Below are 25,821 nucleotides of genomic sequence, written 5' to 3'. Positions count from 1 at the left end.
AGTGAAAAGATGACATGTGTCATTTTTAAGCTAAATCTTTAAAATTGGTCTTTTTTTATTATTCTGTTGAATTTTCTGAATCAGAAAGAAGTGAAATTAGCGTCTTAGAATCATTTTTTATGGTGTCGTTCGTCGAAGTGGTTTAAAATACAGCAATATCAATTTTAAGCTACTTTTTAGGCGATTTAAGACGCTTTTAGGTAATTAACAATTGTTGATAATTTAATTATTGAAGCTGTAAAATGCTTTAAAAAACACATTTAAAGCCTTATATTTGTTTGTATTCAAAAGGATGCTTTAGGCGTCTTTTTTTATGCTGCTTTTTTATTAAGAAGTGGTGCATGCAAAAACTTTAGCAAATTAAAAATGATTGTTGGGTTGATGTATCATTTTGGCTGAAAAACGCGTTAGGGATTGCAGTGGAAAGCCCACAGCGCCTTTTTTTGGCGCGAGGACTTGTAATGTAAAGCCCGACCTTTAGGTAACGCCCAAAGAAATTTGTGGTGTTATGTAAAAATTAATAATAGAATTAAACAATTTTAAATAATATGAGCGAACCAAAAGAAGAATTTAATAAGCATAATTATTCTGCTGATAGTATTCAGGCTTTAGAAGGCATGGAGCACGTACGTATGCGTCCTTCAATGTATATTGGAGATGTTGGCGTACGCGGATTGCACCACTTGGTGTACGAGGTTGTAGATAACTCGATTGATGAGGCCTTAGCAGGGCACTGTAACAACATTACAGTGATTATTAATGAAGATAACTCGATTACAACTGAAGATGATGGTCGTGGTATCCCTGTAGATTTACATAAAAAAGAAGGTGTTTCTGCCCTTGAGGTGGTTATGACCAAAATTGGAGCCGGAGGTAAGTTTGATAAAGACTCTTACAAGGTTTCTGGTGGTTTACACGGTGTGGGTGTAAGTTGTGTAAATGCATTGTCGGAAAACTTAAAAGCAACCGTTTATAGAAACGGTGAAATTTGGGAACAAGAATACGAACGTGGAAAAGCCATTTATCCGGTTAAAAAAATTGGTGAGACCGATAAAAGAGGTACGATTGTTACCTTTAAACCCGACTCGACTATTTTTACGCAGACTTTAGAGTATAGCTACGATACGTTAGCAAGTCGTTTACGTGAGTTGGCGTATTTAAATAAAGGAATTACCATCCATTTAGTTGATAGACGTACCGTAAAAGAGGATGGCGAATTTGAAGGTGAAACATTTCATTCTGATGAAGGTTTAAAAGAATTTATCAAGTATTTAGATGCTACTCGTGAGCCTTTAATGAAAGATGTAATTGCTTTTGAAGGTGAGAAAAATGGCGTGCCTGTTGAGGTTGCTATGATTTATAACACCTCTTATGCTGAAAATTTACACTCTTATGTAAATAATATTAACACCCATGAAGGTGGAACGCATTTATCTGGTTTCCGTCGTGGTTTAACACATACCCTTAAAAAGTATGCTGATGAATCTGGGATGTTGGATAAATTAAAGTTTGATATTGCTGGTGATGATTTCCGTGAAGGTTTAACGGCTATTATTTCTGTAAAAGTTCAAGAGCCTCAATTTGAAGGGCAAACCAAAACCAAATTAGGAAACCGCGAAGTGTCTGCTTCTGTAAGTCAGGCCGTTTCTGAAATGCTGACTGATTATTTAGAAGAGCATCCAGAAGACGCGAAAGTTATCGTTCAAAAAGTAATTCTAGCTGCCCAAGCCCGTCATGCTGCTCAAAAAGCGCGTGAAATGGTGCAGCGTAAAACGGTAATGAGTATTGGCGGATTGCCTGGAAAATTATCAGATTGCTCTGAGCAAGATCCTGCAAAATGTGAAGTGTTCCTTGTCGAGGGAGATTCGGCGGGTGGAACTGCTAAACAAGGTCGTGATAGAGCGTTTCAAGCCATTTTACCATTAAGAGGTAAGATTTTGAATGTTGAAAAAGCCATGACGCACAAGGTTTTTGAAAACGAAGAGATTAAAAATATTTTTACAGCGCTTGGGGTAACTATTGGAACCGAAGAGGATAGTAAAGCCTTAAACCTTTCTAAATTACGTTACCATAAAGTGGTAATTATGTGTGATGCCGATATTGATGGTAGCCACATTGCCACTTTAATTTTAACCTTCTTCTTCAGATACATGAAGGAATTGATTGAAAACGGACATATCTACATTGCAACACCTCCTTTATATTTAGTTAAAAGAGGTGCTAAAAAGCAATACGCTTGGTCGGATAAAGAACGCGACGCTATTGTTGCTGAGTTTGGCGATGGTTCAAAAATCCAACGTTATAAGGGTCTTGGAGAGATGAACGCTGAGCAACTTTGGGATACAACTATGAATCCTGAGTTTAGAACCATGCGTTTAGTGCAAATAGATAACGGTACAGAAGCCGATAGAATTTTCTCTATGTTAATGGGCGATGAGGTGCCACCTCGTAGAGAGTTTATTGAAAAGAATGCTGTTTACGCAAACATCGATGCGTAATAAGTAAATTGTGTTAATTGCTATTGTAAAATCACCCTGTCCATTTTTTAATGGCAGGGTTATTTTTTTGGACTGATTTTACTGTAGAATTAGTGTTAATTTTGGTTTTAGATAATGAAACAGCTTGTTAATATAACATTTCTAAATTTTTATCATAAAATTTTTAGGTAGTCTCAAAAAACCTGTGAATTGTCTGTTACTTCTTTATTAAGACTGTTTTAATTCGTAAATTAGCACGGTTTGAACTATAATGAGTTGTATTTCGAGCTTAAAACAAATAAATACTAATAATAAATAATAAAAAAATGAAAGTAACTGTAGTAGGAGCAGGAGCAGTAGGTGCAAGTTGTGCTGAGTATATTGCTATTAAAAATTTCGCTTCAGAAGTCGTAATTCTTGATATCAAAGAAGGTTTTGCTGAAGGAAAAGCAATGGATTTAATGCAATGTGCATCTTTAAATGGATTTGATACTAAAATAACAGGTGTAACGAACGATTATAGCCAAACAGCAAATAGTGATATTTGTGTGATTACTTCAGGAATTCCTCGTAAACCAGGTATGACTCGTGAAGAGTTAATTGGAATTAACGCTGGGATTGTTAAAAATGTATCAAAAAGTTTACTTGAGCATTCTCCAAACATGATTCTTATTGTGGTGAGTAACCCAATGGATACCATGACTTATTTAGCTCATAAATCTACAGGAATGCCAAAAAATAGAATTATTGGTATGGGTGGTGCTTTAGATTCTGCTCGTTTTAAATACCGTTTAGCTGAAGCTTTAGGTGCGCCTATTAGCGATGTAGATGGTATGGTAGTTGGTGGTCATAGCGATACAGGTATGGTGCCATTAACAAGTCATGCTACAAGAAACAGTATTAAAGTTTCTGAATTTTTAAGCGAAGAGCGTTTAGCGCAAGTTGCTGAAGATACTAAAGTTGGTGGAGCAACATTAACGAAGTTATTAGGTACTTCTGCATGGTATGCGCCAGGAGCAGCTGTATCAGGAATGGTACAAGCTATTGCTTGTGATACTAAAAAGATTTTCCCTTGTTCTACTTTCCTTGAAGGAGAATATGGTTTAAATGATATCTGTATTGGTGTGCCAGTAGTATTAGGAAAAGACGGTATCGAAAAAATAGTTGATATTCCTTTAAGTGATGCTGAAAAAGCACACATGAAAGCTAGTGCTGAAGGTGTAGCAAAAACAAACGGATTGTTAGAGCTATAGGCTGGATAATCTTTATAAATAAAAAAGCGTCTGAAAATTAATTTTCAGACGCTTTTTTTATGATGAATTTTGAAGTTAATTACATACCAACAAACTTCAAGGCTTGTTTTAATAATTTTGGGTTTTTTGTGATGTAATCAATCGCATGTGCTGCTAAGGATTTGTTTCCTAAAATAGAAGACATAAGATCTGAGTTGCTAGAACTTTTAGTGGCTAAATCTAAAACAGATTTAGAAGTTTCAGGATCAGATTTTAAAAAGTCTATAGTTTTAGATTGTAAATCTTTATCATTCATTAAAGCATTTTTAATTTGCTTTTCTTGACCTGAACTTAGGTTTGAAGCAGATTCAGTTAAATCTGAAGTTTTTACTGGAAATGATTGAGCCGATAACGCAAAAGTTGAAAAGGCTAGTACGAGGGTTGACAATACAATTTTTTTCATGGTATTAATTTTGTTTTAGCCCATAAAAATAATGCTTTTATATATGGATTTATAAAAGTTGATGTTAAATAATTGGCGTTATAAAGTTAATTTGAAGGCCAATTGCTTACGATTTAGTCTTTTGAATATAGAATGCGGTCGCCAACCGAAAGTCCCCAAGCGCTCACTAAACCAGCGTTAACTTCTAAAACATATTTGGCTGGTGCGTTTGATGGTAACGACGATTCGTCAAAAGGTTTTGCGTTTTCTTGAAAACTAACAATCGTTTTATCAGCGTTAATATAAATCAAGTCTAAGGCAATTTTGGTATTCTTCATATAAAAATAACGCTCTTGCTCATCTTCAAAAACAAAAAGCATCCCATGATTGCGTTTCATGGCATCGCGATACATTAATCCGGTTTGTACATCAAAATCGGTGTCGGCAATTTCAATGTCCAAATTAATTTTGGTAGAATCGGCTGCTTTTATAATGCTTAATTCGCCTTCTTTAGTGAAGGTAACTTCCGTTTGTTTAATACTTTTTTTATCCTCTTTACAGCTTGAAAAAGTCAATAAAAAAGATAAAAAAAGTAAAAAAGGATAACCTTTTATAAGCATGTTATTTTACAGTGGTTTTGGGTTTGTAAACAAACATAAAATACAAACCAATTAATACAAAAGGGATGCTTAACCATTGTCCTGTATTTAAGCCAAACCAATTGATGTACTCTTCGCCTTGTGGTTCTTTGGTGAATTCAATAAAGAATCTAATGCTCCATAAAAGCACTAAAAACAACCCGAATAAAAAGCCTGTTTGGTCTTTTTTAGTGGTTTTTGAATAGAAATACCATAAAATTAGAAATACAAATACATAACAAAACGATTCGTAAAGCTGAGACGGATGTCTGTAAGGTACCGCATCTAACAGGTTTTGAAATTGCGGATTATCAGTTACTGCATTATAGGCTTTTTGAACATCTTTAATGCCTGTAAGTTGCACAATTTCATTTTTATAATATTGGTCTTGTATAAAGCGAACCCCAAAATTAGAATCGGTTACTTTTCCAATAATTTCAGAATTAATAAAATTTCCAATACGAATAAAAATAGCACCTGATGCTACAGGAATAACCACGCGATCTAAAATCCAAAGTAAGGATTTGTAATTGTATTTTCTTCGGTACAAGTACATACCAATAATAATACCTATGGCAGCACCGTGACTTGCTAAGCCTTGAAATCCGGTAAACTGAAACCCACCTTTAAATTTAAAAGGTAAAAAGATGCTGAAAAAATCTTCTGAAATTAATTCCGATTGATAGAATAAAACATGACCTAAACGGGCACCAATCATGGTGGCTAAAACCGTGTAGATAAATAAGGGGTCTAGGTAGGTTAACGATACTTTTTCTTTGGTGAAAATACGTTTCATAATGTACCAGCCTAAAATAAAGGCGGTCACCCACATGAGACTGTAAAAATGAATTTTGAAATTTCCTGCTATATCAATTCCTGAGATAGGATTCCAATCGAATTTTAATGCTTGCATAAGTTTGTGTGTCGTTTTCTATTTTAAAAGTTCTAAAATTTCAACTTCAAAAATAATATTAGATTTTCCAGGGATACCACGTGTGCCACTTTCGCCATAGGCCAAATGATGCGGAATAAATAAGGTGGCTTTGTCGCCAACATGTAAATGTTGTAAGCCTTCTTTAAATCCAGGAATCATATACGCGTTAGGGGCGAGATCGGCAATTATAGGGGTGTATTTGTTCGCTAATTTTCGTTTTTGGTTAACAGCATCTTGCTGCTCGGCAACCTCTAATTTGCTAGTTTCTATAAGTTTTCCATTTTCAAAATAAACGGAATAATTTACAAGGGCTTTCGATTTTTTAGGAAGTTTTTCTCCCGTTCCTTTTTCAGAAATAAAATATTGCAAACCAGATTCAAGGGTTGTAGCTTGTGCTTTTTGAGCTTCAAATTTTTCTTTTGAGGCTTTTAGTATCGCTTCAGCCTTTTCAATTCTTTCTTTTTCTAAGCGTTCTTCTTCGGCAAAATGTTCCTTAAATATTTTAGGCGCATTAAAGGCTTTGGCGGCTTTTCCTTTTCTAATAATTACCAGATGTTCTAAAACGACATCGGTTAATGGTTTGTTTCTTTCATTCGTTTTTACTCTCGAAATGGTGTCTAAAACATCCAACCCAATAATCACTTCACCAAAAACTGTATGCACGTGATCTAAATGTGGTTTGGGGATAACGGTTATAAAAAACTGACTCCCGTTAGAATGCGTACCAGAGTTAGCCATAGATAGAATGCCAGGCTTGTCGTGTTTTAAATCGGGATTAAATTCATCTTTAAACTTGTAGCCAGGATTGCCTTTCCCTGTACCTGTTGGGTCGCCACCTTGAATCATGAAATCGGCAATAACACGATGAAAAATAGTGCCGTCGTAGTATTTTTTGTCTTTGTAAGGTTCTTTAACTAAAGTGTTTGTGCCTTCGGCTAAGGATACAAAGTTGGCTACGGTTACGGGTGTTTTTTCTTGTTCTAATTTGGCAAGCATTGTGCCTTTGTTGGTAATAAATTCGGCATATAAGCCATCTTCTAATTCAGGATATGGCGCTTTGCAGGATGCTAGATTTAAGCAAAGTATTAAGCCTAGAATTTTAATGCTGTTTTTAACTAAATTCATTCGTCTTGAGTAATAGAGTTTACTGTTACCTCGCAAATAATAGGCGTGTTGCTGCCTATTTTATTTTCGTCGCCATAATAACCGTATGCTTTTTGTGAAGGGAAGAAAAAAGTAGCTGTTTCGCCTGTTTTCATAAGTTTTAAACCCTCACGAAGACCTGTGAATAACTCTTGCTTATCCATGGCATAATTTTGCGTTTTTAGGTCTTCAGTAGAATATATAAGTTTGCCATTAAGCGCCTTTACATTGTAATTGTAATTTACAATATCTCCAAAATCTGGTGTTTTTAAGGAGTCAACTTCAATCTTAGTATTGTAGTAATACCAAAATCCGCTTTCGGAGGCGATGTACTCTTGGTTTTGCTGCTCTAATAGTTTTTTTATAGAGGCATATTCTTTAGAGTTTAGTTTTTTATTTCGTGCAATAGAGGCATCAATAAAAGAGCCAGATTTCACAGAAACTGGTCGGCGTGCTTCGGGTGTTTTACAGCCAAAAGCAACCAAAAGCAATAGGATTATTAGTGGTTTATGCATGGTTTAAAGCTTGGTTATAACTAGGCAATATACTAATAAATTTTTCAATGGTTTCATTTAATGAAATCTCGCTTCGTCCACCGGCAGCATTGGTGTGACCGCCACCATTAAAATGTGCACGAGACATTTCGTTAACCGAAAAATCACCTTTAGAACGCAGCGATATTTTGATGATGCCTTCTTGGCGGTCTTCAATAAAAATGGCAGCAAGCACGATGTTGTCTAAAGATAAAGCGTAGTTAACAATACCTTCGGTATCTCCTTTTTTGTAATTATAACGATTCAATTCGTCTTGAGATAGCGTGATATATGCAGCTCGCGATTCTGGAATCACTTTTAAGTTTCTTAAAGCGCACCCCAATAACTGTAAACGTTCATAACTGTTTGTGTCGTATACATTATTATGAATAATCGCGTTTTCGGCGCCTTTTTCAATAAGATTGGCTACAATACGGTGTGTGGTACTTGTAGTTGAGCGAAACCTAAAAGAGCCTGTATCGGTCATTATACCCACGTATAAACAGGTGGCTATATCAGCATCAATGCTATCGGCATCACCAAGAATGTCTATAAAATGATATACCATTTCGCAAGTGGAACTCATGCTAACATCACTGTAAGTGTATTTGGCATAATCATCAGGTGCTTGATGGTGGTCTATCATGATTTTTAGGGCTTGGCTTTCGCTTAAAACCGATTCCATATTGCCTGTTCTATGAAAGGCATTAAAATCTAAAGTAAAAATAATGTCGGCATCATTAATTAAGGCGTTGCAAGCTTTTGTTTGCGTTTCATGAATTAAAATGCTTTCATTTCCAGGCATCCATTTTAAAAATGAAGGATAATCGTTTGGCACGATAACCTGTGCGTTATGCTTATTTTTTAAAAGGTAGTGGTAGAGTCCTAATGTCGAGCCAATAGCATCGCCATCGGGGTTTTTATGCGGAACAATAACAATTTTTTTTGGTGTTGCTAATAATTGTTTTATGCCTGTAACGTCTTCTTTATTCATAGATGGCGAAGATACAATTTTTTTAAAATTCGTTTAGTTGCTTTTTATGATAAATACATTACTTTTGCAGGCAAAATAAGAGGTTTGTTAATTTGTTTTCAGAAATTTATAATGTTGTGAAGGCTTATTTATCAAATTAAATATCCGAATAAAAAAATTATAGACATGGCAACAAATAGAACATTTACAATGCTTAAGCCTGATGCTGTTGAAAAAGGACACATTGGAGCAATCTTAGAAAAAATTTCAGCTTCAGGTTTTAGAATTGTGGCGATGAAATTAACACAAATGACAAAAGCTGATGCAGAAACGTTTTACGCAATACATAACGAGCGTCCGTTTTTTTCAGAATTAGTTGAATATATGACGCGTGGCCCGATTGTAGCGGCGATTTTAGAAAAAGAAAATGCAGTAGACGATTTTAGAACTTTAATAGGTGCTACCAATCCTGCTGATGCTGCCGATGGAACTATTAGAAAAATGTTTGCAGATTCTATTAGCGAAAATGCGGTACACGGAAGTGATAGTGATGATAATGCTGCTATTGAAGGTGCTTTCCATTTCTCAGGAAGAGAGCAGTTTTAAGTATTAGAAACACACAATTAGATATTTAAAAATCCGTAACTTTTTGTTGCGGATTTTTTTGTGATTAATGTTGGTGAAGCATTATATCTACACGAAACATTTAGCTTTAAAATGAAAATGGTTAACTTTACAAACGATAAAAATTTTGAAGCAGCACTTTTCTTAAATTTATGTTAGATTCGTAGCACTGAAATAATATAAAAGGCTCTAATTTATAAATAACTAACACTCAAATTAAGACTATTTATTCTTCTTTTTCGTAGTGAAAAACTCAAAAACTCAAAAAACATATAAAATTCTTAAGTATATTTTTTTCTGTGCTTGTTTGGTTTTTACAGGTACGATAAAATCGCAAACCTTATATCCAGAAATTACTAATTATTCTTTTGGCAGTAGTCAAAACTGGAGTGTCGATGTAAATTTCGAAGCCTCTATAGCAGTGGCTAATAATGCAGGATTGTCTACATACAATGGGCAAACTTGGGAGATGCACCAATTGCCTAAAAACATGATTATCCGATCGGTTTTATGTGATGGCGATATTATTTATACAGGTTCTTATGAAGAGTTTGGCTATTGGAAAAAGGATGCTTTAGGGGAATTAAAATACAATTCTTTAAAATCAAAATTTGAAGTTAATAATCCTCAAGACAGTGAAGAATATTGGCAAATTATAAAATATAATGATCTTATCATTTTTAGGTCTTTCGGAGCCATTTACGCTTATGATGGTACTAAGATTAAGAATATTACAACCGATTTTAATGTATCTAATATAAGTGTTTACAAGAACAAACTAATATTTGGAAGTTTAGATCGCGGGGTGTTAGAAGTCACTAATTCTGGAGTAAAACCTTATTTTCAATACGAAGCATTAAGGAGTTTGTCTTCCGTTAGTCATTTAACATCCTTTAAAGATTTGTTGTTTGTTTTCGATCAAAATTCTGGAGGGTATTTGGTTAAAGCAGATAGTGTTTCAAAACTACCAGAGGCTATAAATTTAGTGCTTAAAAACTTCACTCTTAACAAGGTAACATTTATTGATGAGACTCAAGTTGCTTTTGGTACGGTTAAAAATGGAGTGGTTATTTATAATTTTATTAAAGATGAATATCGGGTTATTAATAAGCGTTCGGGGTTAAGAAACAACACTGTATTGGATATGGCGCTTAGTGATAATAATTTATGGTTAGCCCTAGACGATGGTGTTAGTAGAATAGCTATTAAAAGTGAGTATGCTTATTTTAATGATATAACAGGAACTTTAGGAGCTGTTTACGATGTTGCATTTTTTAATAACGCATACTATTTGGCAAGTAATACAGGGGTGTATACTTTTATTGACAACGAACTGGCGCTGGTTGCAAATTCTGAAGGACATTGTTGGAGTTTATTTCAATATCAAAATAAATTATTGTGTGCGCATAACCGAGGGGCTTTTGTTTTAGAATCCAATCGTTTAGTGCCTATTGAGGGGTCTTTTAGTGGTGTTTATAATTATTATTCCATCCCCAGATCTAAAGATTTATTGATTTCTACTTATTCAGGTATTGCCGTTTTAAAAGAAAACAAAAAGCAGTTTGCAATTTCTGCACTGGCTGGTTTGGAGGGGCCTATTGATAAGGTCGTTTTCCAAAACGATAGCACACTTTGGGCAACTGGAAATTATGAAGGGCTTTTTAAAGTGGATTTTGATAGTGGTAATCTAAAAATAAATGATGTTCAAAGTTTAAGTGATCATGCTGTTATTTCAGAAAATAAAGTAAAGCTAGAACCTATAAACAACCAACTCTATTTTGTAATTAATGGTAACTGGTTTACGTATTCTAACAACACACAATCTTTTGGAGTATTTGTTGATTTTAAAAATAAAAGCTTACTCGGAGAGAAAAACGGCTCGCTTTGGATGTATGACAATCAAACATTGGGGCTTGTTAATTATGATCGCGAGTTTAAAATTAAAGATGTTTTATTCAATAAAAATTTAACTTCAAAATTTGTAACAGGGTACGAAAAAATAATTTACAAGAATGATTCCACTCTAATTTTCAATTTAAAAGATGGTTTTTCCACTTTAAATTTGAAAAAGGACATCCAATATAAAACATCACAACCTAAAGTCGCTAAAATATATGTTAATAGGGAGTTGTTTCAAATTTCAAAAAATAATTCCATAGAACTCAATCATGAACAAGCACAATTGGTCACTTTTGATGTGTATACTCCAGGGCATTATGAGAATGCACTTCAATATCAATTAAAAGGAAGGGTTAATCAAGAAGAAGCTATTGTAAACGGTGTTTTTACGATTCAAAATTTACCAGCAGGTGATTATAATCTAACTATTTTTGAAAAAAAACAGCCTTCAAGAAAAACACATTTTGAAATTAAAATATTGCCACCATGGTATTTAAGTACTTTAATGGTGGTTTTTTATCTCATGTTGGTTTTATTGGGGATGTATTTAGCAGGACGCTACCAAAAACATAAAGCAGAAAAAGCACATCTAAAAACTCAAAAGCGCTTAAAAGCAGAAGCTGAAAAAAAACTTCAATTGGTTGAGAAAAATAACTTAATCAATGAAATAAAAACAAGAAAAAAAGAACTTACAAATAGAACGGCTTCAATAGTTAAAAAAAATGAGACTATAATTTTGCTTCGTAATGAGTTAAAGCGTCTTGAAAAAGTGTCTCCAAATGTGACAAGAACCAAAAATATTTTGCATCGTTCAGGAGAGCAATTAGACAGTAAAAATGATTGGCACATCTTCGAATCTAAATTTAACGAGCTTAATGAAGACTTTTTTAAGAACCTTTCTAAAGCATTTCCTAAGCTAACTACAAAAGATCGTAAGCTATGTGCCTATATAAAAGTAGGGCTCACTTCTAAGGAAATTGCTCCTTTATTAGGGATTACCGTTAGAAGTGTTGAGCTACAACGTTATCGATTGAGAAAAAAGCTAAATTTAGATGCTGAAATTACTTTTATCGAATTTTTAAGAGGGTTTTAGTACGATATTCTTGTTTTTAAAGCCTTTTTCTGCCTCATCATCACTACATCATTTTGTTAATTTTTGAGTTAATTTGTTTTTTAAAACACTGTTAATCAGGATTTTTTGTTTTTTGTGTATCTACATCTTTAATATTGAACTTGAGACTTTGCTTAATCCTGTAAATTTGTTTCAACGATAAACTAAATGAGTATTTACAAAACTAGAATAATGACTTATGTATTTTAAAAACCAAATTTTAACTTGCTTTATATTCTTAATAACATCCCAGATGATCTTTGCGCAAAACAGCGTTTCTGGAAAAGTTACAGACGAATATGATATCCCACTTCCTGGTGCAAATGTCACCATTGATTCAAGACAAAAAGGCACCCAAACAGATTTTGATGGCGGATTTACTTTAGAGGTATATCCTGGAGATGTAATCACAATAAGTTATTTGGGCTACATTAAACAAACCATTCCTGTTGGTGACAAAACCAAATTTATAATTAAACTAAAAGAAGACGTTAGCGCCTTAAGTGAAGTTGTAGTTGTAGGGTACGGTACACAGAAAAAGGCTATTTTAACTAGTGCTGTTTCTCAAGTAAAAGGCGAAGATTTAGCTAAAGAACCTGTTTTAAATGCAGCGCAAGCTTTGCAAGGTAAAGCGTCTGGTGTTTTGGTTATGGCATCCGATGCGCCCGGACAAGCATCAACGGTTATTATTAGAGGTTTAGGTACTGTACAAGGTGGTCGCGATCCTTTGTATGTTGTAGATGGGGTTTTAACCGATAATATTAACAACATTAATTCTGCAGATATAGAATCTTTAAACGTTCTTAAAGATGCCGCTTCACTTGCAATCTATGGAAATAGAGGTGCCAATGGTGTGGTTATGGTTACTACAAAAAAGGGAAAGAGTGGTAAAATGGTGCTTAATTTTGATACCTACACAGGGTTTCGTGATATATTAAGCCGTGTTGAAATGGCCAATGCTTCGCAATATGTAACTTATAGTAATGAAGCATTAAGACGCGATTACTTAACAGATAACGACCCAACCAATGATGATAGTACTTTTGGATTTATACCAACAAATCAAAAATACGACACCAATTGGTTAGATGAAATAACTCAACAAGGTTTAGTGTCAAACTACAATCTTTCTGCCTCTGGAGGTTCCGATAACGTAAAGGCCTTTTTTAGTGCAGGTTTTAATGAGGAGCGTGGTGTTTTATTAAACGATGAGTTTAATAGATTAACCCTTAGAAGTAATGTTGATTATAAAATTAGTGATAAAATTGATTTTTCACATAATGTAGGGGTGCAATTGGCTTCAGGAAGTCCACAAAATTACGGCCTTTTTACATCGGCTTATAAACAAGCGCCAATTATTCCTGTAAGAGATGAAAATGGAGCTTACGGGTCTTCAACCTCACTTAATAGTGTAGCCAATCCAGCCGTAGATGCTGGAAACGAGTTTAAAAAAGATAAAAATAAATTCTTCAAAATTCAAGGAGCTTTTAAATTGGACTATGAAATTATTGAAGACTTAACTTTTACCTCTCGTTTTTCTATAGAAACGGAATATGGTAGGTTTTATGCTTTTAGAGATCGCTTAGGGAATTTCTTGGCTCAAAACCCTTTTAATACAGAAAGTAGTTTTGAAGGTGATTCAGAAAATCCTGCTAAAACACGTCTTACGGTAACACATACAAACACCTACAGATGGTTTCTTGATAATTATTTCACGTATAAGAAGACCTTTAATGAAAAGCATACACTTAATGCAACTTTAGGTATTACTTCTGAAGAAAATCGTAGCGAACTCCTTTCGGCTACCAGAAATAACGTGCCTTTAGATCCAAATTTAAATTTTAATTTAAATACTGGTGATGAAGATGATACGCAACTTAACTCAGGAGCTTTAAGCGTAGTAGATCGCTTATATTCTTATATCGCCAGAGTTAATTACGATTATAAAGACAAGTATTTACTAGGAGGTTCTTTTAGAAGAGATGGGTCTAGTAAATTCCAAAAAGGACAACAATTTGGAAACTTTTATGCAGTAAGTGCTGGTTGGGTAGTTACTGAAGAGAAGTTTATGGCAAACAGCATCTTCAATATTTTAAAGCTAAGAGCGAGTTATGGTGAGTTAGGAAATCAAAATGTACCATTAAATGTTCTTGCAGCCACTACAGGAAGTGCAGGGTTTTATCCATTCGGCCAAAATCAAGATTTACAGCAAGGGATTACAATTACAGGAACAATTCAAGAAGACTTAACCTGGGAGACCACAAACGAGTTTGATTTAGGTTTAGAGTTTACGCTTTTAAATTACAGACTTTCTGGTGAGTTGGATTTTTATAGACGATTAAACACCAATGCGACTTTACAAATTGAATTGCCAGATATTATTGGTTTCGATCCTTTTAATTCTCACGTTGGTGAAATTGAAAATAAAGGGATTGAATTCGCTTTAAATTGGAAAGACAATATTGGAGAAGATTTTAAATACAATGTTGGGTTCAATGTTTCTTACAATGAAAATAAAATCACCAAAGTGACCAACCCATTTTTTAGCGAACAATTAGGGGGCTTTATTAATAACGGGCAGTATACTAAAAAGGTAGCTGTAGGTCAACCTTTAGGTAGCTTTTACTTATACGATATTGAAGGCATAGATGATCAAGGAGATTTTGTTTACAAAGATTTAAATGATGATGGTGTTATAGATGAAAGTGATAGAGCGTATTTCGGCTCGTATTTACCAAAGTTTTTTGGAGGGTTTAATTTAGGAATTCAGTATAAACAATTTGATTTTGGCGTAGAAACCTTTGCAAACGTTGGAAACAAAGTTTATAACGGAAAAAAAGCCCAGCGTTTTGGAAATGAAAATATTGAACTTTTAAATTTTAATAGCCGTTACACAACCGGAAGACCAAGTAATACAACGCCAAGAGCCTTTAATAATGTGCCTTTATCTTCAACGTATTATTTAGAGGATGGCGACTTTTTTAGAATAAATAATATTACTGCAGGTTACACCATTCCTATGAAAAACAATAGCTTTTTTAATACGGTGCGTATTTATGCAACGGCTAAAAACCCATTTGTTTTTCAAAAATTCACAGGCTTCTCTCCTGAATTGTCGGGAGATCCATTAGGGAATGCAGGGATAGAGCTTGATGCTTACCCAACACTTAGATCATTTTACATTGGATTAAACACATCATTTTAAAAAATAACTATGAAAACAATACTTAATAGAATCAAAAAGATTTCTTTAGTTACAGTGCTGTCTTTATTAGGCTTACAGTCTTGTTCAGAAAATTTTATAGACGTAGACTCTAATCAGGAAACCGAAGATGCGTTAACTCCAGATAGTGCGCCAGAGTTAGTAAACGCAATTTATAATAGCTTTTTAAGCTGGGAAATGAGCTCATTTGGTTGGACAGGATTAACCAGTATCGCTTCAGACGATGCAGATAAAGGCAGTATTCCTAGTGATACAGGAGCAGATAAAGATTTATTAGATGCTTTAACAATTACACCAACACTTTTATCTGCAGCAGAAGTATGGCGCGGGCATTATGATGGTATTCAACGTGCGAATCAGGCCATTAGTAGAATTCCAAAATTTGAAATGGATGCCAACTTACAAACACGTCTTTTAGGTGAAGCTCGATTTTTAAGAGGATTGATGTACTTTAGGTTAGTGCAAACTTTTGGTGGCGTACCATTAATATCGGAAGTGACTTCGGTAGAGGATATTAATGAAGATATTTTATCAAGAAAAACAAAAGAAGCCTGTTACCTTTTTATTGAAGAAGATTTACTATTTGCTATCGATGCTTTGCCGTTAAAAAGCGAATATCCTGCAGCTCAGTTAGGAAGAGCAACTAAAGGTGCAGCCCAAACTTTATTGGCAAAGGTGAGCATGTATCAGTCTAAATGGGATGATGTATTAGCATTAACTGAGGCGGTTATGCAATCCAACGAATACGGTTTAACACCAAATTACGAAGACATCTGGAAAGAAATTTCAGAAAATAATATCGAGTCCATATTCGAAATTCAAGCCAGAGGTAACGAACCTGCTGCTGGGGTAGATAAATACAGTACCATTCAAGGCGCTCGTGGCGAAGGCGGCTGGGGCTGGGGTTTCAATACACCCTCTGAAGATTTGGAAAAGGCTTACAGTCCTAACGATCAAAGAAAAGATGCTACCATTATGTTTGCTGGCGAAACTTTATTCGATGGTCGTGTTATCGACATCAATGCACCAAATCCAAGGTATAATCAAAAAGCATATTCAAGCATATTAACAGAATCAGAACAAACAGGAAAGAACATTAGAATACTGCGTTACGCAGAAGTATTACTAATGAATGCCGAAGCTAAATCTATTTTGGGTGGCGATGTGGCAACGCCTTTAAATGCTGTACGATTAAGAGCAGGACTTACTGCTGCAACAGACTTAAGTACTTTAGCTATTTGGGAAGAAAGACGTTTAGAATTGGCTTTTGAGCACGATAGATATTTCGACTTAGTAAGACAAGGTCGAGCTTCAGAAGTGCTTAATTCAAAAGGGATTCCTTTTGTTCAAGGTAAGCATGAAGTGTTCCCAATTCCGCAAGAGCAAATCGATATTAGTGGTGGAGCTCTAGTACAAAACCCAAATTATTAATTGAAAAGAACTTTAACGTATGATCCTTAATTCAAAAATAATGAGCATTATAAATCCAATCATTTTATTGATTACCCTTTTGATAACCAGTAATTGCACAAATAAAGATATAGAGGCACCGCCAGCTGATGTTGGTTTTATAGAAGAGCCTAGCGTAAAAACAATTCCTTTTGAAGAGTTATTAGATTTAGTACAACAACGTACATTTAATTATTTCTGGGATTTTGCAGAACCAGTTAGTGGTTTGGCTAGAGAAACCTCTAGAGACGCTGCACTTGGTGGTGAAGCCCCTAGAATCGTAACAACTGGAGGTTCTGGTTTTGGAATCGCATGTTTTCCTGCTGCCGTAGAACGTGGTTGGATAACTCGTGATCAAGCCATAAACCGATTAGATAAAATACTTACTTTTTTAGAAGGTTGCGAAAAATATCACGGCGTGTTTTCACACTGGTATTTTGGCGATACAGGAGTAACCAGACCGTTTAGCGATTTAGATAACGGTGCCGATCTTGTTGAAACCGCTTTCTTAATGGAAGGATTACTTATTAATAGGCAATATTTGTCTGTTGAAGCTGCTAAAGAAGCGTCGCTTATAAGCAGAATTACAACGATTTACGAAAATATAGAATGGAGTTTCTTTGAAAGAGGTCAAAATGAAATGACCTGGCATTGGTCGCCTGATAATGGGTTTGCTATAGATTTAAAAATTCAAGGTTGGAATGAATCGTTAATGGTTTACGTTTTAGCAGCAGGATCGCCAACATTTCCAATTACTAAAGAAACTTACGATAATGGCTGGGCAAGAAATGGTCAAATGGTGAATAATAATACCTATGTGGGGACTACTTTACCTTTAGGAGTCGATTTTGGAGGTCCGTTATTTTATTCTCATTATTCGTTTATTGGCTTAGATCCTCGTAATCTAAACGATCAATACGCTAATTATTTTGAGCAAAATAAAGCACATTCAAAAATTAATTACGAATACTGTAGAAACAACCCAAAAGACTTTATTGGCTACGGCGGAGACAGTTGGGGGTTAACTGCTAGTAACGATTTTAACGGTTATGCTGTGCATGATCCTTTAAATGATATCGGGGTAATTACGCCAACAGCTGCATTGTCTTCATTCCCGTACACACCAGAAGAATCTAAAAAAGCTTTAGAATATTTCTACTATAAACTTAACGACAGACTTTGGGGTAAATACGGTTTTTATGATGCCTTTTCTGAAGATCGTAACTGGTTTGACGATAGTTATTTAGCTATAGATCAAGGGCCAATTGTTGCCATGATTGAAAATTATAGAAGCCAATTACTTTGGGATCTTTTTATGAAAGATCAGGATGTTAAAAATGGTTTGGATGTTTTAGGATTTACATATTAAGTTTATGAAAAATAGTAATATATATATCTTTACAGCCTTATTAAGCGCCTTGTTTTTTAGCTGTAATAATGCAAACACTAAAACATCGGTAGTTAAGAGTGACGACATTATCGAACAAAAAATCGATTCGATTATTGCTTTAATGACTGTTGATGAAAAAATAGGACAAACCGTTTTATATTCTAGTATAGAAGATATTACAGGGCCTGTTTTAGATAAAAATTATACAACCTATCTTAAAAATGGACAAATGGGAGCCATTTTTAATGCCACTGGTTCGGCTTTTACAAGAAAACTTCAAAAAATAGCTGTAGAAGAAACCCGATTAGGTATTCCTTTAATTTTTGGATACGATGTTATTCATGGGTATAAAACCATTTTCCCAATTCCAATGGGAGAGGCGTCTAGCTGGGATTTAGAGCTTATGAAAAAAACAGCTAGTATTGCTGCAAAAGAAGCTGCTGCCGAAGGATTGCATTGGACATTTGCGCCAATGGTAGATATTTCAAGAGACCCAAGATGGGGTAGAATTGCTGAAGGTGCAGGCGAAGATACCTATTTAGGAAGCTTAATCGCCAAAGCAAGAGTTGAAGGGTTTCAAGGCAAAAATTTAGCAGATAAACATACCGTTTTAGCTTGTGCTAAACATTATGCAGCTTATGGTGCTGCCCAAGCGGGTCGTGATTATCATACGGTTGATATGTCTTTAAACACGCTTAAAGAAGTGTATTTACCACCATTTAAAGCAGCTATAGATGCCGATGTGGCTACATTTATGACGGCTTTTAACGAATTAAATGGCGTACCTGCTACCGGAAATAGCTTTTTGCTTAAAGATATTTTAAGGGATGAGTGGAAATTTAATGGTTTTGTAGTTACCGATTATACGTCTATTAATGAAATGGTACCTCATGGTTTTGCGGAAGACTTAAAACACGCTGGCGAATTAGCGATGAATGCTGGGGTAGACATGGATATGCAAGGCGGTGTTTACAAAAACCACATGAAAGCTTCGATAGAAGAAAACAAAATCAAAATTTCAAGACTTGATGAAGCGGTAAGAGATATTTTAAGGTTGAAATTTAAATTAGGACTTTTTGAAGATCCTTATAAATACTGTAATGAAGCTGATGAGGCTAATATTATTCTTCATAAAGACCATTTAGAAGTTTCTAGAGAAGCTGCAAGAAAATCGATTGTTTTACTGAAAAATGAAAATAATGTATTGCCATTAGATGCTTCTAAAAAAGTAGCTTTAATTGGGCCTTTAGCCGACGATCAATTTCATATTATCGGGAATTGGGCAGCAAAAGGTGATCGCGATGGTATTGCAGTAAGCGTAAAAGAAGGTTTTGAGGCTCAAAATAAAGCATTCAGCTACGCAAAAGGTTGCGATATTGAAGGTGGTGACACAGCAAACTTTAATGAAGCCATCAAAATCGCTAAAACTTCAGATGTTGTAGTTATGGTTATGGGCGAATCAGAAAGAATGAGTGGTGAAGCTGCAAGCCGAACCGACTTAAAATTACCAGGTTTACAGCAACAACTTATCGCAGAAATTAAAAAAACAGGCACACCTATTGTATTGGTGCTTTATAACGGAAGACCATTAAATCTAACCTACGAAAACCAAACTGTTGATGCTATTGTTGAAGCTTGGTTCCCAGGAACTGATGGTGGTCATGCGGTTACCGATGTGCTTTATGGCGATTACAATCCTTCAGGAAAATTAACTGTAACATTTCCAAGAAATGTGGGGCAAGTGCCTATTCATTATAATATGAAAAGAACTGGGAGACCTGAGGATTTAGAGGGCGCACACTCACGTTATGTGTCTAAATATATAGATGTTGAAAACTCTCCTTTATTTCCTTTTGGTTATGGGTTAAGTTATACCACATTTGAATATGGAGAACCGCAACTTTCAAGTAATACGCTATCAAATAACGGATCTATTACTGTAAAAACTACAGTAACAAATACAGGAAATGTAGCAGGAGAAGAAGTGGTGCAATTGTATATAAAAGACCGTTTTGGAAGTGTAACAAGACCTGTTAAGGAACTTAAAGGCTTCAAAAAAATAACTTTAGAAAAAGGAGCATCAACTACTGTGGAATTCACCATTACATCTGAAGATTTAAAATTCTATAACAATAAACTAGAATTTGCTAACGAAACAGGAGACTACGATCTTTTTGTAGCAGGGAGCTCGGATGCTAATTTTACAAGTAGCTTCACTTATAAATAATTAACCCTAAACCAACTAATATGAAAAATTCATTACTATTTATTTTTAGTTTATCAGCTTATTTAAGCTTTGCACAATGTGCAGATCCTGTAATCACAGATTTTGAATGCTCAGGGCCATCGCATCCTGTAACTGGCGCTTTAATTACTGTAGCCAATCCTGTATCAGGAGGTATAAATACAAGTGCTAACGTAGGTGAATACACCGATGATGGTACAGCTGGGTTTGATGCACTGATTATAGATTACGGAACCCCAATAGATTTATCAACAAACGGTTTGTTTAAGATAAAATTCTATTCATCCAGCTCAGTTCAAATTATGGCAAAGTTAGAAGGTGGTACAGCAACTCCAGATTTATATTCTGATTTTAGTGCCGTAGATACATGGCAAGAAATTGTTTTTGATTTTAGTGCCTATGCAGCAGATGGGAATACAAAAGTAGTATTGTTTTTCAATCCTACGGTTACTACTGGAACACCAACAGATATTTATTATATCGATGATTTACTTTTTGATGCACCGCCAACCATGTGTACAGATCCAATAATAACAGATTTTGAGTGTGATTTGCCATCGCATCCTATAACTGGAGCCTTAGTGTCTGTTGCTAATTCTGTATCTGGAGGTATAAATACAAGTGCTAACATTGGCGAGTACACCGATAATGGTACAGCAGGTTTTGATGCTTTAACCGTAGATTATGGAGCAGCCATAGATTTATCTGTTAATACACAGTTGAAACTTAAATTTTACTCACCAACTTCAGTGCAAATATTAGCGAAACTAGAAGGCGGTACCCAACAAGAGATTTATTCAGATTTTAGTTTGGTAAATACATGGCAAGAATTTGTTTTCGATTTTAGTGCTTCAGCAGGAAATGGGAATACTAAGGTGGTATTGTTTTTTAATGTTGCGGTTGAATCTGGAACACCAACAGACATCTATTACATTGATGATTTAAGATTTGAAAGTGCCACTTTATCAACTCCAGAAGTGCCTTCAAACGAAAAATTAAGCCTATACCCAAATCCAGCAAACGATGTTATAAACATTGCGTCGTCAGGAAAAATTGAGAGTTATCAAATTTTCAATACACTTGGTACAGAGGTGGCATCAAACCACTCAAATGCGATATCTAAAGCGATTTCTATAAATCATTTAAACTCTGGAATCTATTTTATAAGACTTCATACTGCCACCTCAAACGCGGTTATTAAGTTTATTAAACAATAATAATTAAAACATTTAATAATGAAAACACCACTATATAGAGTAGCCTTTTTAATATTAGTTTTTAGTCTTTTTTACACCTGTGAAAGAGATTTAAAAACTTATGATTTAATTAGTTATGAAAGATGCGAGTCAGACAACGTAACTGTAAACCCGTTTGTTGTTACAGATTTTGAATGCCAATCAAACATAGAGATTAGTGGTGTTTCTGTTATTAGAAACCCAAGCGAAACTGGTGTAAATACCTCTAGGTTTGTAGGCGAGTATATTGATGGCGCTAGTGCGACTGATGCATTAACTATTAATTTTGATAATGGCTTAGATCTTACTACCAATGCTTTATTTAAATTCAAGGTAAAAACAAAAACCACCGGAACATTACAAATTCAATTAAAGGGAGGATCTAGCAGCGATTTAAATTTTGATATTATAATCACTGGTAACGAAACTTGGGTGGAGTATGAATTGGATTTGGTAGATTATCGTGAAGAGCATTTTACAAAATTTGATTTGGTATTCAACAATGGAATTGAAAATAGCGGTAACGATGTTTATCTAATTGATGATATTAAATTTGATGAAACAATTGATCCTTGTGAAGGGGTAGAGCCAAATTTATCTATAATCAATGATTTTGATTGTCAGCAAAACTACTTTTTAGGTCAAGACCCAACGCAAACAAGTGCTCCAGTTGTAGACAATCCATACATGTCTGGAATAAACCAAAGTGCACATGTTGGTAGATATGTTGATAATGGTACAGAACCATATGATAATTTAGAAATAAACTTTGATTCAGCTATCGATCTTTCTGAAAAATCATTGTTTAAAATGAAAGTGTATGCAACGGTTGCTGGGCCAATTTTAGTAAAATTAGAAGGTGGTACAACACCAATTGAACTAAACATGCCTATTACAAATATTAACCAATGGGTAGAATATTCGTTTAACTTTTCTGAAGCTATAAATAACGGTAACGATAAGCTAATTATATTTTTTAATGCAGGAAATGCTACAGGAACCGAGGCGGACGTTTATTTTATAGATGACCTTAAATTTGAAGCTTATGTAGATCCGTGTGTGGGTGTTCCAGAAGATTTATCAATCATTTCAGATTTCGAATGTCAGCAAAATTATATGCTTGGCGCCGATCCAACAGTAATTCCAGTAGTCGAAAATATCGATAAAAGTGGTATAAATTCTAGTAGTTTTGTTGGAGAATATACCGATGATGGAACACAGCCTTACGATAGTGTTTTAATCGATTTAGGTGCGCCTATTGATCTTACTGTTAAGTCTGAATTTAAAATGAAAGTTTACGCGTCTAACACAGCGCCTATTTTAGCGAAATTAGAAGGAGGAACCCCTTTAGAAGTTTTTGCCAATATTACAGCAACTAGTGAATGGGTAGAGTATACCTTCGATTTTTCTCCAGCTATTGGTGCAGGAAACGACAAACTAGTATTGTTTTTTAATGCAGGACAGACCAATGGAACAGCAACCGATGTTTATTATATTGATGACCTTCGTTTTGATGTTAATGATTGCGCTCAAATCGTTGAAGATTGCACAGGTGTTACTCAAGATTTAAGTATTATTAATGATTTTGATTGTCAGCAAAATTATCTGCTAGGTAACGACCCATTAATTAACGCAGCACCAACAGTGCAAAATCCAAATATCGATTGTGAAAATAGAAGTTCTAACGTTGGTGAGTTTATCGATAACGGTACGGAACCTTACGATCACTTGTTCATCAATTTAAATGGTGCATTCGATTTAAGCACGAATAGTACCTTCAAAATAAAGATTCTGTCTAGTCAAGCTGTGCCTGTTTTAGCAAAGTTAGAAGGTGGTACGCCGTTGGAGGTTTTTGCAGACATTACGATGACTAATGAGTGGGTGGAATATAGTTTCGATTTTAGTGCTGCTATAGGAGCAGGAAACGATAAGCTAATTGTTTTCTTTAATGCTGGACAAACTGATGGTACGACAGCCGACACTTATTATATAGATAATTTAAGATTTGAATAGTTTTCAGATTAATACATAACGATTAAAAAAAAATAAAAAGTTAAAGTGAAAAAGTAAGCAGTGTGAAGATGCCTTAGAAGGGAAAAGTTAAATTTTAATTTAATTCAAAAATATCATGAAAAAATCATATTTATTCAGATTCATATTTTTATTATTTATTCAATTTTATTTTTTTGAGGCATCAGCCCAAATTACAACAGATCAACTTTTAGAAAACACCTATAAACTTTATGATGCACAAAGGCAGTATAATGGTGTTTACCTTGATTCCAAAATAATTAATGGTACAGATTATCATCCGTGTTCGGTAGCGAATACGGGTGTTGGTCTAATCTCATTGTGTGTAGCAGATCGAGCAGGGTATATAACTTATGCAAAAGATTTAGCTGTACAAACGCTACGAACTATTTTGGGGTATAATTCTGGTTTTAATCCAGATCGAAATAGCAAAGGCTATTACAGGCATTTCCTTGATGTTGATACAGGTAATCGAGCTTGGAACTCAGAATACAGTACAATTGATACGGCACTACTTGCAGCTGGTGCTTTATTTGCAAAAAAATACTTTAATGATGCTGAGGTTTCAGCTTATGCAGATGAAATATTTTTGTCTGTAGATTGGGGTGCTGCTATAAATAATCCCTCTACAGGTGCAATTTGGAGAGAGCTTGATGCTAATGGTAACGGCCAAGGCACATCGGCATTACCTTTTAATGAATACATGATTGTGGCGCATTTAGCCATGAAATCTGAAGGTAGTACGGGTGGAGTTGGAACTACGGCATGGAATGTATGGAAGCAATTAAATAATTTTGCACATGCCAATTATTGGGGATATCAACTCTTAGCCGATTATAATGATGTTAACGCATTTCAGTCAGATTTTACCATTCAATTCCCTTATTATTTAACCTCATGGGCGCATAATAGTATGCTGTATAAAAGCTACATGACTAATATGGCATCGGCAGATAAGCTTTATTATGAAAAAATAGCAGGCGACTACCCGAATTTAAATAGTTATGAGTGGGGTTTAGGCGCTGGAAACTCACCAGCTGTATTTAACGGAGTGACTTATACCGATTATGGTTATAATGCCGATCATATAAATAACCATAAGGCACGTGTGGTTTCACCTCAAATTGTAGCTGGGTATATGCCAGTACGATCAAGTGCTAAAACCGATTTACAGCAAATGTTATCAGGAACTAAAGGAATTTACACGTTAAGTTCTGGAGATAAATTATTATGGCGCTATAGTTTAGATGAAGTTAATTGGAATTCAGACCAAATTCAGGGCATCGATTATTCAACCATGTTATATGGTTTAGCGGCCGATAAATTTGGAATTTCATTTTTTACAGATAATAATGATTATGATTATCCTGTTCAAAGCTTTTATAGAGCGAGCTCTTGTACAGTAAGTGTAAATTCAATTTATGGTACTGTTTTAGGTTCGTCTGGATCTTGGGACGGAACTTCCACAAAATTTAAAGCGTTTGATAGTAATAACAATACTTATTTTGATGCACCAAGTGGCAATAATCAATGGGTTGGTTTGGATTTAGGGAGTTATCAAAATGTAACCTGTATTCGTTTTAGACCACGAAGTGGTTTTCCTAATAGAATGCGTGGCGGTAAGTTTCAAATAAGCGATAATGCCAACTTTAGCAACCCAAGAACGATCTATACCATTCCATCTGATGCCAATTTAAGTTTTCAAAATTATTACATTACAAGTGGGAGTGTAAATGGTGTTTCGGCTAGATACGTTCGTTATCTATCACCTAATAATGGTTGGGGGAATATTGCAGAAATGCGTGTTTACAGGTCGACAATCGCAAATAAATCGGCAACGCTTAAGGAAGCTGCATTAGATTCGAGTAAAGACCTTAATGGTTTTAGATTAAGTCCAAACCCTGCTTCTAAGGCTGTTCAAATCAGTTTTTATGTCGAAAAGAAAGCTGCTGTAGCTTTTGATATATACAATACACAAGGCTTAAAGATTCGGTCTTTTTCTAAATATTATAATGCCGCTGGGGACATAAATGAAAAGTTAAATATCGAAGATTTAGCAGATGGCATTTATTTTATTCATCTAAAAACGAATACTAAAGTGATCATGAAAAAATTTGTAGTAGTGAAGTAAAAAATTAACAGACGGCTTATTTATATAAAAAATAGGTCTTTACCTTTTTTGTTTAGTTTAGGGTCTGTTGAATTGATTATTAGCAGTTAGTAGTTTGTTTGAAAAGTCCGT

The 25,821-nt window shown here is 34.8% G+C and carries 17 protein-coding genes; 11 read left to right on the top strand and 6 right to left on the bottom strand.

What is annotated here, in order from left to right; genetic code table 11:
- The first annotated feature begins 548 nt into the window (after positions 1 to 548).
- Together gyrB and mdh are read left to right on the top strand one after the other, a co-directional pair.
- Complete coding sequence (gene gyrB / locus H6X70_RS02215) at positions 549 to 2,498, top strand: DNA topoisomerase (ATP-hydrolyzing) subunit B (RefSeq protein ID WP_194766047.1); 1,950 nt, start codon at positions 549 to 551, stop codon at positions 2,496 to 2,498.
- A gap of 305 nt (positions 2,499 to 2,803) precedes the next feature.
- Entirely contained in the window at positions 2,804 to 3,730 is a 927-nt protein-coding gene (gene mdh / locus H6X70_RS02210) for a malate dehydrogenase (protein ID WP_194766046.1), read from the top strand.
- A gap of 79 nt (positions 3,731 to 3,809) precedes the next feature.
- On the opposite strand, the gene H6X70_RS02205 is transcribed toward mdh, so the two are convergent.
- The 6 genes from H6X70_RS02205 to H6X70_RS02180 form a co-directional block, all read right to left on the bottom strand.
- On the bottom strand, positions 3,810 to 4,172 hold the full coding sequence (locus H6X70_RS02205) for a hypothetical protein (protein ID WP_194766045.1): 363 nt from the start codon (positions 4,170 to 4,172) through the stop codon (positions 3,810 to 3,812).
- A gap of 113 nt (positions 4,173 to 4,285) precedes the next feature.
- Positions 4,286 to 4,771: a DUF192 domain-containing protein gene (locus tag H6X70_RS02200; protein WP_194766044.1), complete on the bottom strand. Its 486-nt coding sequence runs from the start codon at positions 4,769 to 4,771 to the stop codon at positions 4,286 to 4,288.
- A gap of 1 nt (position 4,772) precedes the next feature.
- A complete protein-coding gene (lgt, locus tag H6X70_RS02195; RefSeq protein WP_194766043.1) occupies positions 4,773 to 5,702 on the bottom strand; it encodes a prolipoprotein diacylglyceryl transferase in 930 nt (309 codons plus the stop codon).
- A gap of 18 nt (positions 5,703 to 5,720) precedes the next feature.
- Positions 5,721 to 6,848: a peptidylprolyl isomerase gene (locus tag H6X70_RS02190; protein WP_194766042.1), complete on the bottom strand. Its 1,128-nt coding sequence runs from the start codon at positions 6,846 to 6,848 to the stop codon at positions 5,721 to 5,723.
- Positions 6,845 to 7,381 carry a gliding motility-associated peptidyl-prolyl isomerase GldI gene (gldI, locus tag H6X70_RS02185; protein ID WP_194766041.1) on the bottom strand — a complete coding sequence of 179 codons (537 nt, stop codon included), beginning with the start codon at positions 7,379 to 7,381 and terminating at the stop codon, positions 6,845 to 6,847. The genes H6X70_RS02190 and gldI overlap by 4 nt, the downstream gene beginning before the upstream one ends.
- A complete protein-coding gene (locus H6X70_RS02180) occupies positions 7,374 to 8,393 on the bottom strand; it encodes a DHH family phosphoesterase (protein WP_194766040.1) in 1,020 nt (339 codons plus the stop codon). The genes gldI and H6X70_RS02180 overlap by 8 nt, the downstream gene beginning before the upstream one ends.
- Positions 8,394 to 8,558: 165 nt before the next feature.
- Between H6X70_RS02180 and H6X70_RS02175 the strand changes: the two genes are divergently transcribed.
- The 9 genes from H6X70_RS02175 to H6X70_RS02135 all read left to right on the top strand — a co-directional run bounded on the left by H6X70_RS02175 (position 8,559) and on the right by H6X70_RS02135 (position 25,710).
- Positions 8,559 to 8,978 (top strand): nucleoside-diphosphate kinase, encoded by a 420-nt coding sequence (locus tag H6X70_RS02175; protein ID WP_194766039.1) that lies wholly within the window; start codon positions 8,559 to 8,561, stop codon positions 8,976 to 8,978.
- Positions 8,979 to 9,240: 262 nt separating this feature from the next.
- Entirely contained in the window at positions 9,241 to 11,988 is a 2,748-nt protein-coding gene (locus H6X70_RS02170; protein ID WP_194766038.1) for a LuxR C-terminal-related transcriptional regulator, read from the top strand.
- 271 nt (positions 11,989 to 12,259) lie between these two features.
- Positions 12,260 to 15,211: a SusC/RagA family TonB-linked outer membrane protein gene (locus tag H6X70_RS02165; protein WP_194766037.1), complete on the top strand. Its 2,952-nt coding sequence runs from the start codon at positions 12,260 to 12,262 to the stop codon at positions 15,209 to 15,211.
- 9 nt (positions 15,212 to 15,220) lie between these two features.
- Positions 15,221 to 16,660: a RagB/SusD family nutrient uptake outer membrane protein gene (locus H6X70_RS02160; protein WP_194766036.1), complete on the top strand. Its 1,440-nt coding sequence runs from the start codon at positions 15,221 to 15,223 to the stop codon at positions 16,658 to 16,660.
- 40 nt (positions 16,661 to 16,700) lie between these two features.
- Entirely contained in the window at positions 16,701 to 18,047 is a 1,347-nt protein-coding gene (locus H6X70_RS02155; RefSeq protein WP_194766035.1) for a glucoamylase family protein, read from the top strand.
- Between the two features lie 4 nt (positions 18,048 to 18,051).
- A complete protein-coding gene (gene bglX / locus H6X70_RS02150; protein ID WP_194766034.1) occupies positions 18,052 to 20,295 on the top strand; it encodes a beta-glucosidase BglX in 2,244 nt (747 codons plus the stop codon).
- A gap of 20 nt (positions 20,296 to 20,315) precedes the next feature.
- Positions 20,316 to 21,530, top strand: a complete 1,215-nt coding sequence (locus tag H6X70_RS02145; RefSeq protein WP_194766033.1) for a T9SS type A sorting domain-containing protein — start codon at positions 20,316 to 20,318, stop codon at positions 21,528 to 21,530.
- Positions 21,531 to 21,548: 18 nt separating this feature from the next.
- Positions 21,549 to 23,561, top strand: coding sequence for a hypothetical protein (locus H6X70_RS02140; RefSeq protein ID WP_194766032.1), 2,013 nt, complete (start codon positions 21,549 to 21,551; stop codon positions 23,559 to 23,561).
- Between the two features lie 115 nt (positions 23,562 to 23,676).
- Positions 23,677 to 25,710, top strand: coding sequence for a T9SS type A sorting domain-containing protein (locus H6X70_RS02135; protein WP_194766031.1), 2,034 nt, complete (start codon positions 23,677 to 23,679; stop codon positions 25,708 to 25,710).
- Positions 25,711 to 25,821: the final 111 nt, after the last annotated feature.

Source organism: Tamlana sp. I1, assembly GCF_015355625.1.
Lineage (GTDB): Bacteria > Bacteroidota > Bacteroidia > Flavobacteriales > Flavobacteriaceae > Pseudotamlana.
The sequence above is the reverse complement of the archived record's forward strand: the minus strand, read 5'-3'. Positions and strand labels throughout refer to the sequence as shown.

Coding starts and splice junctions, on each gene's coding strand:
- gyrB (WP_194766047.1), top strand. CDS start 549: ATGAGCGAACCAAAAGAAGAATTTAATAAGCATAATTATTCTGCTGAT.
- mdh (WP_194766046.1), top strand. CDS start 2,804: ATGAAAGTAACTGTAGTAGGAGCAGGAGCAGTAGGTGCAAGTTGTGCT.
- H6X70_RS02205 (WP_194766045.1), bottom strand. CDS start 4,172: ATGAAAAAAATTGTATTGTCAACCCTCGTACTAGCCTTTTCAACTTTT.
- H6X70_RS02200 (WP_194766044.1), bottom strand. CDS start 4,771: ATGCTTATAAAAGGTTATCCTTTTTTACTTTTTTTATCTTTTTTATTG.
- lgt (WP_194766043.1), bottom strand. CDS start 5,702: ATGCAAGCATTAAAATTCGATTGGAATCCTATCTCAGGAATTGATATA.
- H6X70_RS02190 (WP_194766042.1), bottom strand. CDS start 6,848: ATGAATTTAGTTAAAAACAGCATTAAAATTCTAGGCTTAATACTTTGC.
- gldI (WP_194766041.1), bottom strand. CDS start 7,381: ATGCATAAACCACTAATAATCCTATTGCTTTTGGTTGCTTTTGGCTGT.
- H6X70_RS02180 (WP_194766040.1), bottom strand. CDS start 8,393: ATGAATAAAGAAGACGTTACAGGCATAAAACAATTATTAGCAACACCA.
- H6X70_RS02175 (WP_194766039.1), top strand. CDS start 8,559: ATGGCAACAAATAGAACATTTACAATGCTTAAGCCTGATGCTGTTGAA.
- H6X70_RS02165 (WP_194766037.1), top strand. CDS start 12,260: ATGATCTTTGCGCAAAACAGCGTTTCTGGAAAAGTTACAGACGAATAT.
- H6X70_RS02160 (WP_194766036.1), top strand. CDS start 15,221: ATGAAAACAATACTTAATAGAATCAAAAAGATTTCTTTAGTTACAGTG.
- H6X70_RS02155 (WP_194766035.1), top strand. CDS start 16,701: ATGAGCATTATAAATCCAATCATTTTATTGATTACCCTTTTGATAACC.
- bglX (WP_194766034.1), top strand. CDS start 18,052: ATGAAAAATAGTAATATATATATCTTTACAGCCTTATTAAGCGCCTTG.
- H6X70_RS02145 (WP_194766033.1), top strand. CDS start 20,316: ATGAAAAATTCATTACTATTTATTTTTAGTTTATCAGCTTATTTAAGC.
- H6X70_RS02140 (WP_194766032.1), top strand. CDS start 21,549: ATGAAAACACCACTATATAGAGTAGCCTTTTTAATATTAGTTTTTAGT.
- H6X70_RS02135 (WP_194766031.1), top strand. CDS start 23,677: ATGAAAAAATCATATTTATTCAGATTCATATTTTTATTATTTATTCAA.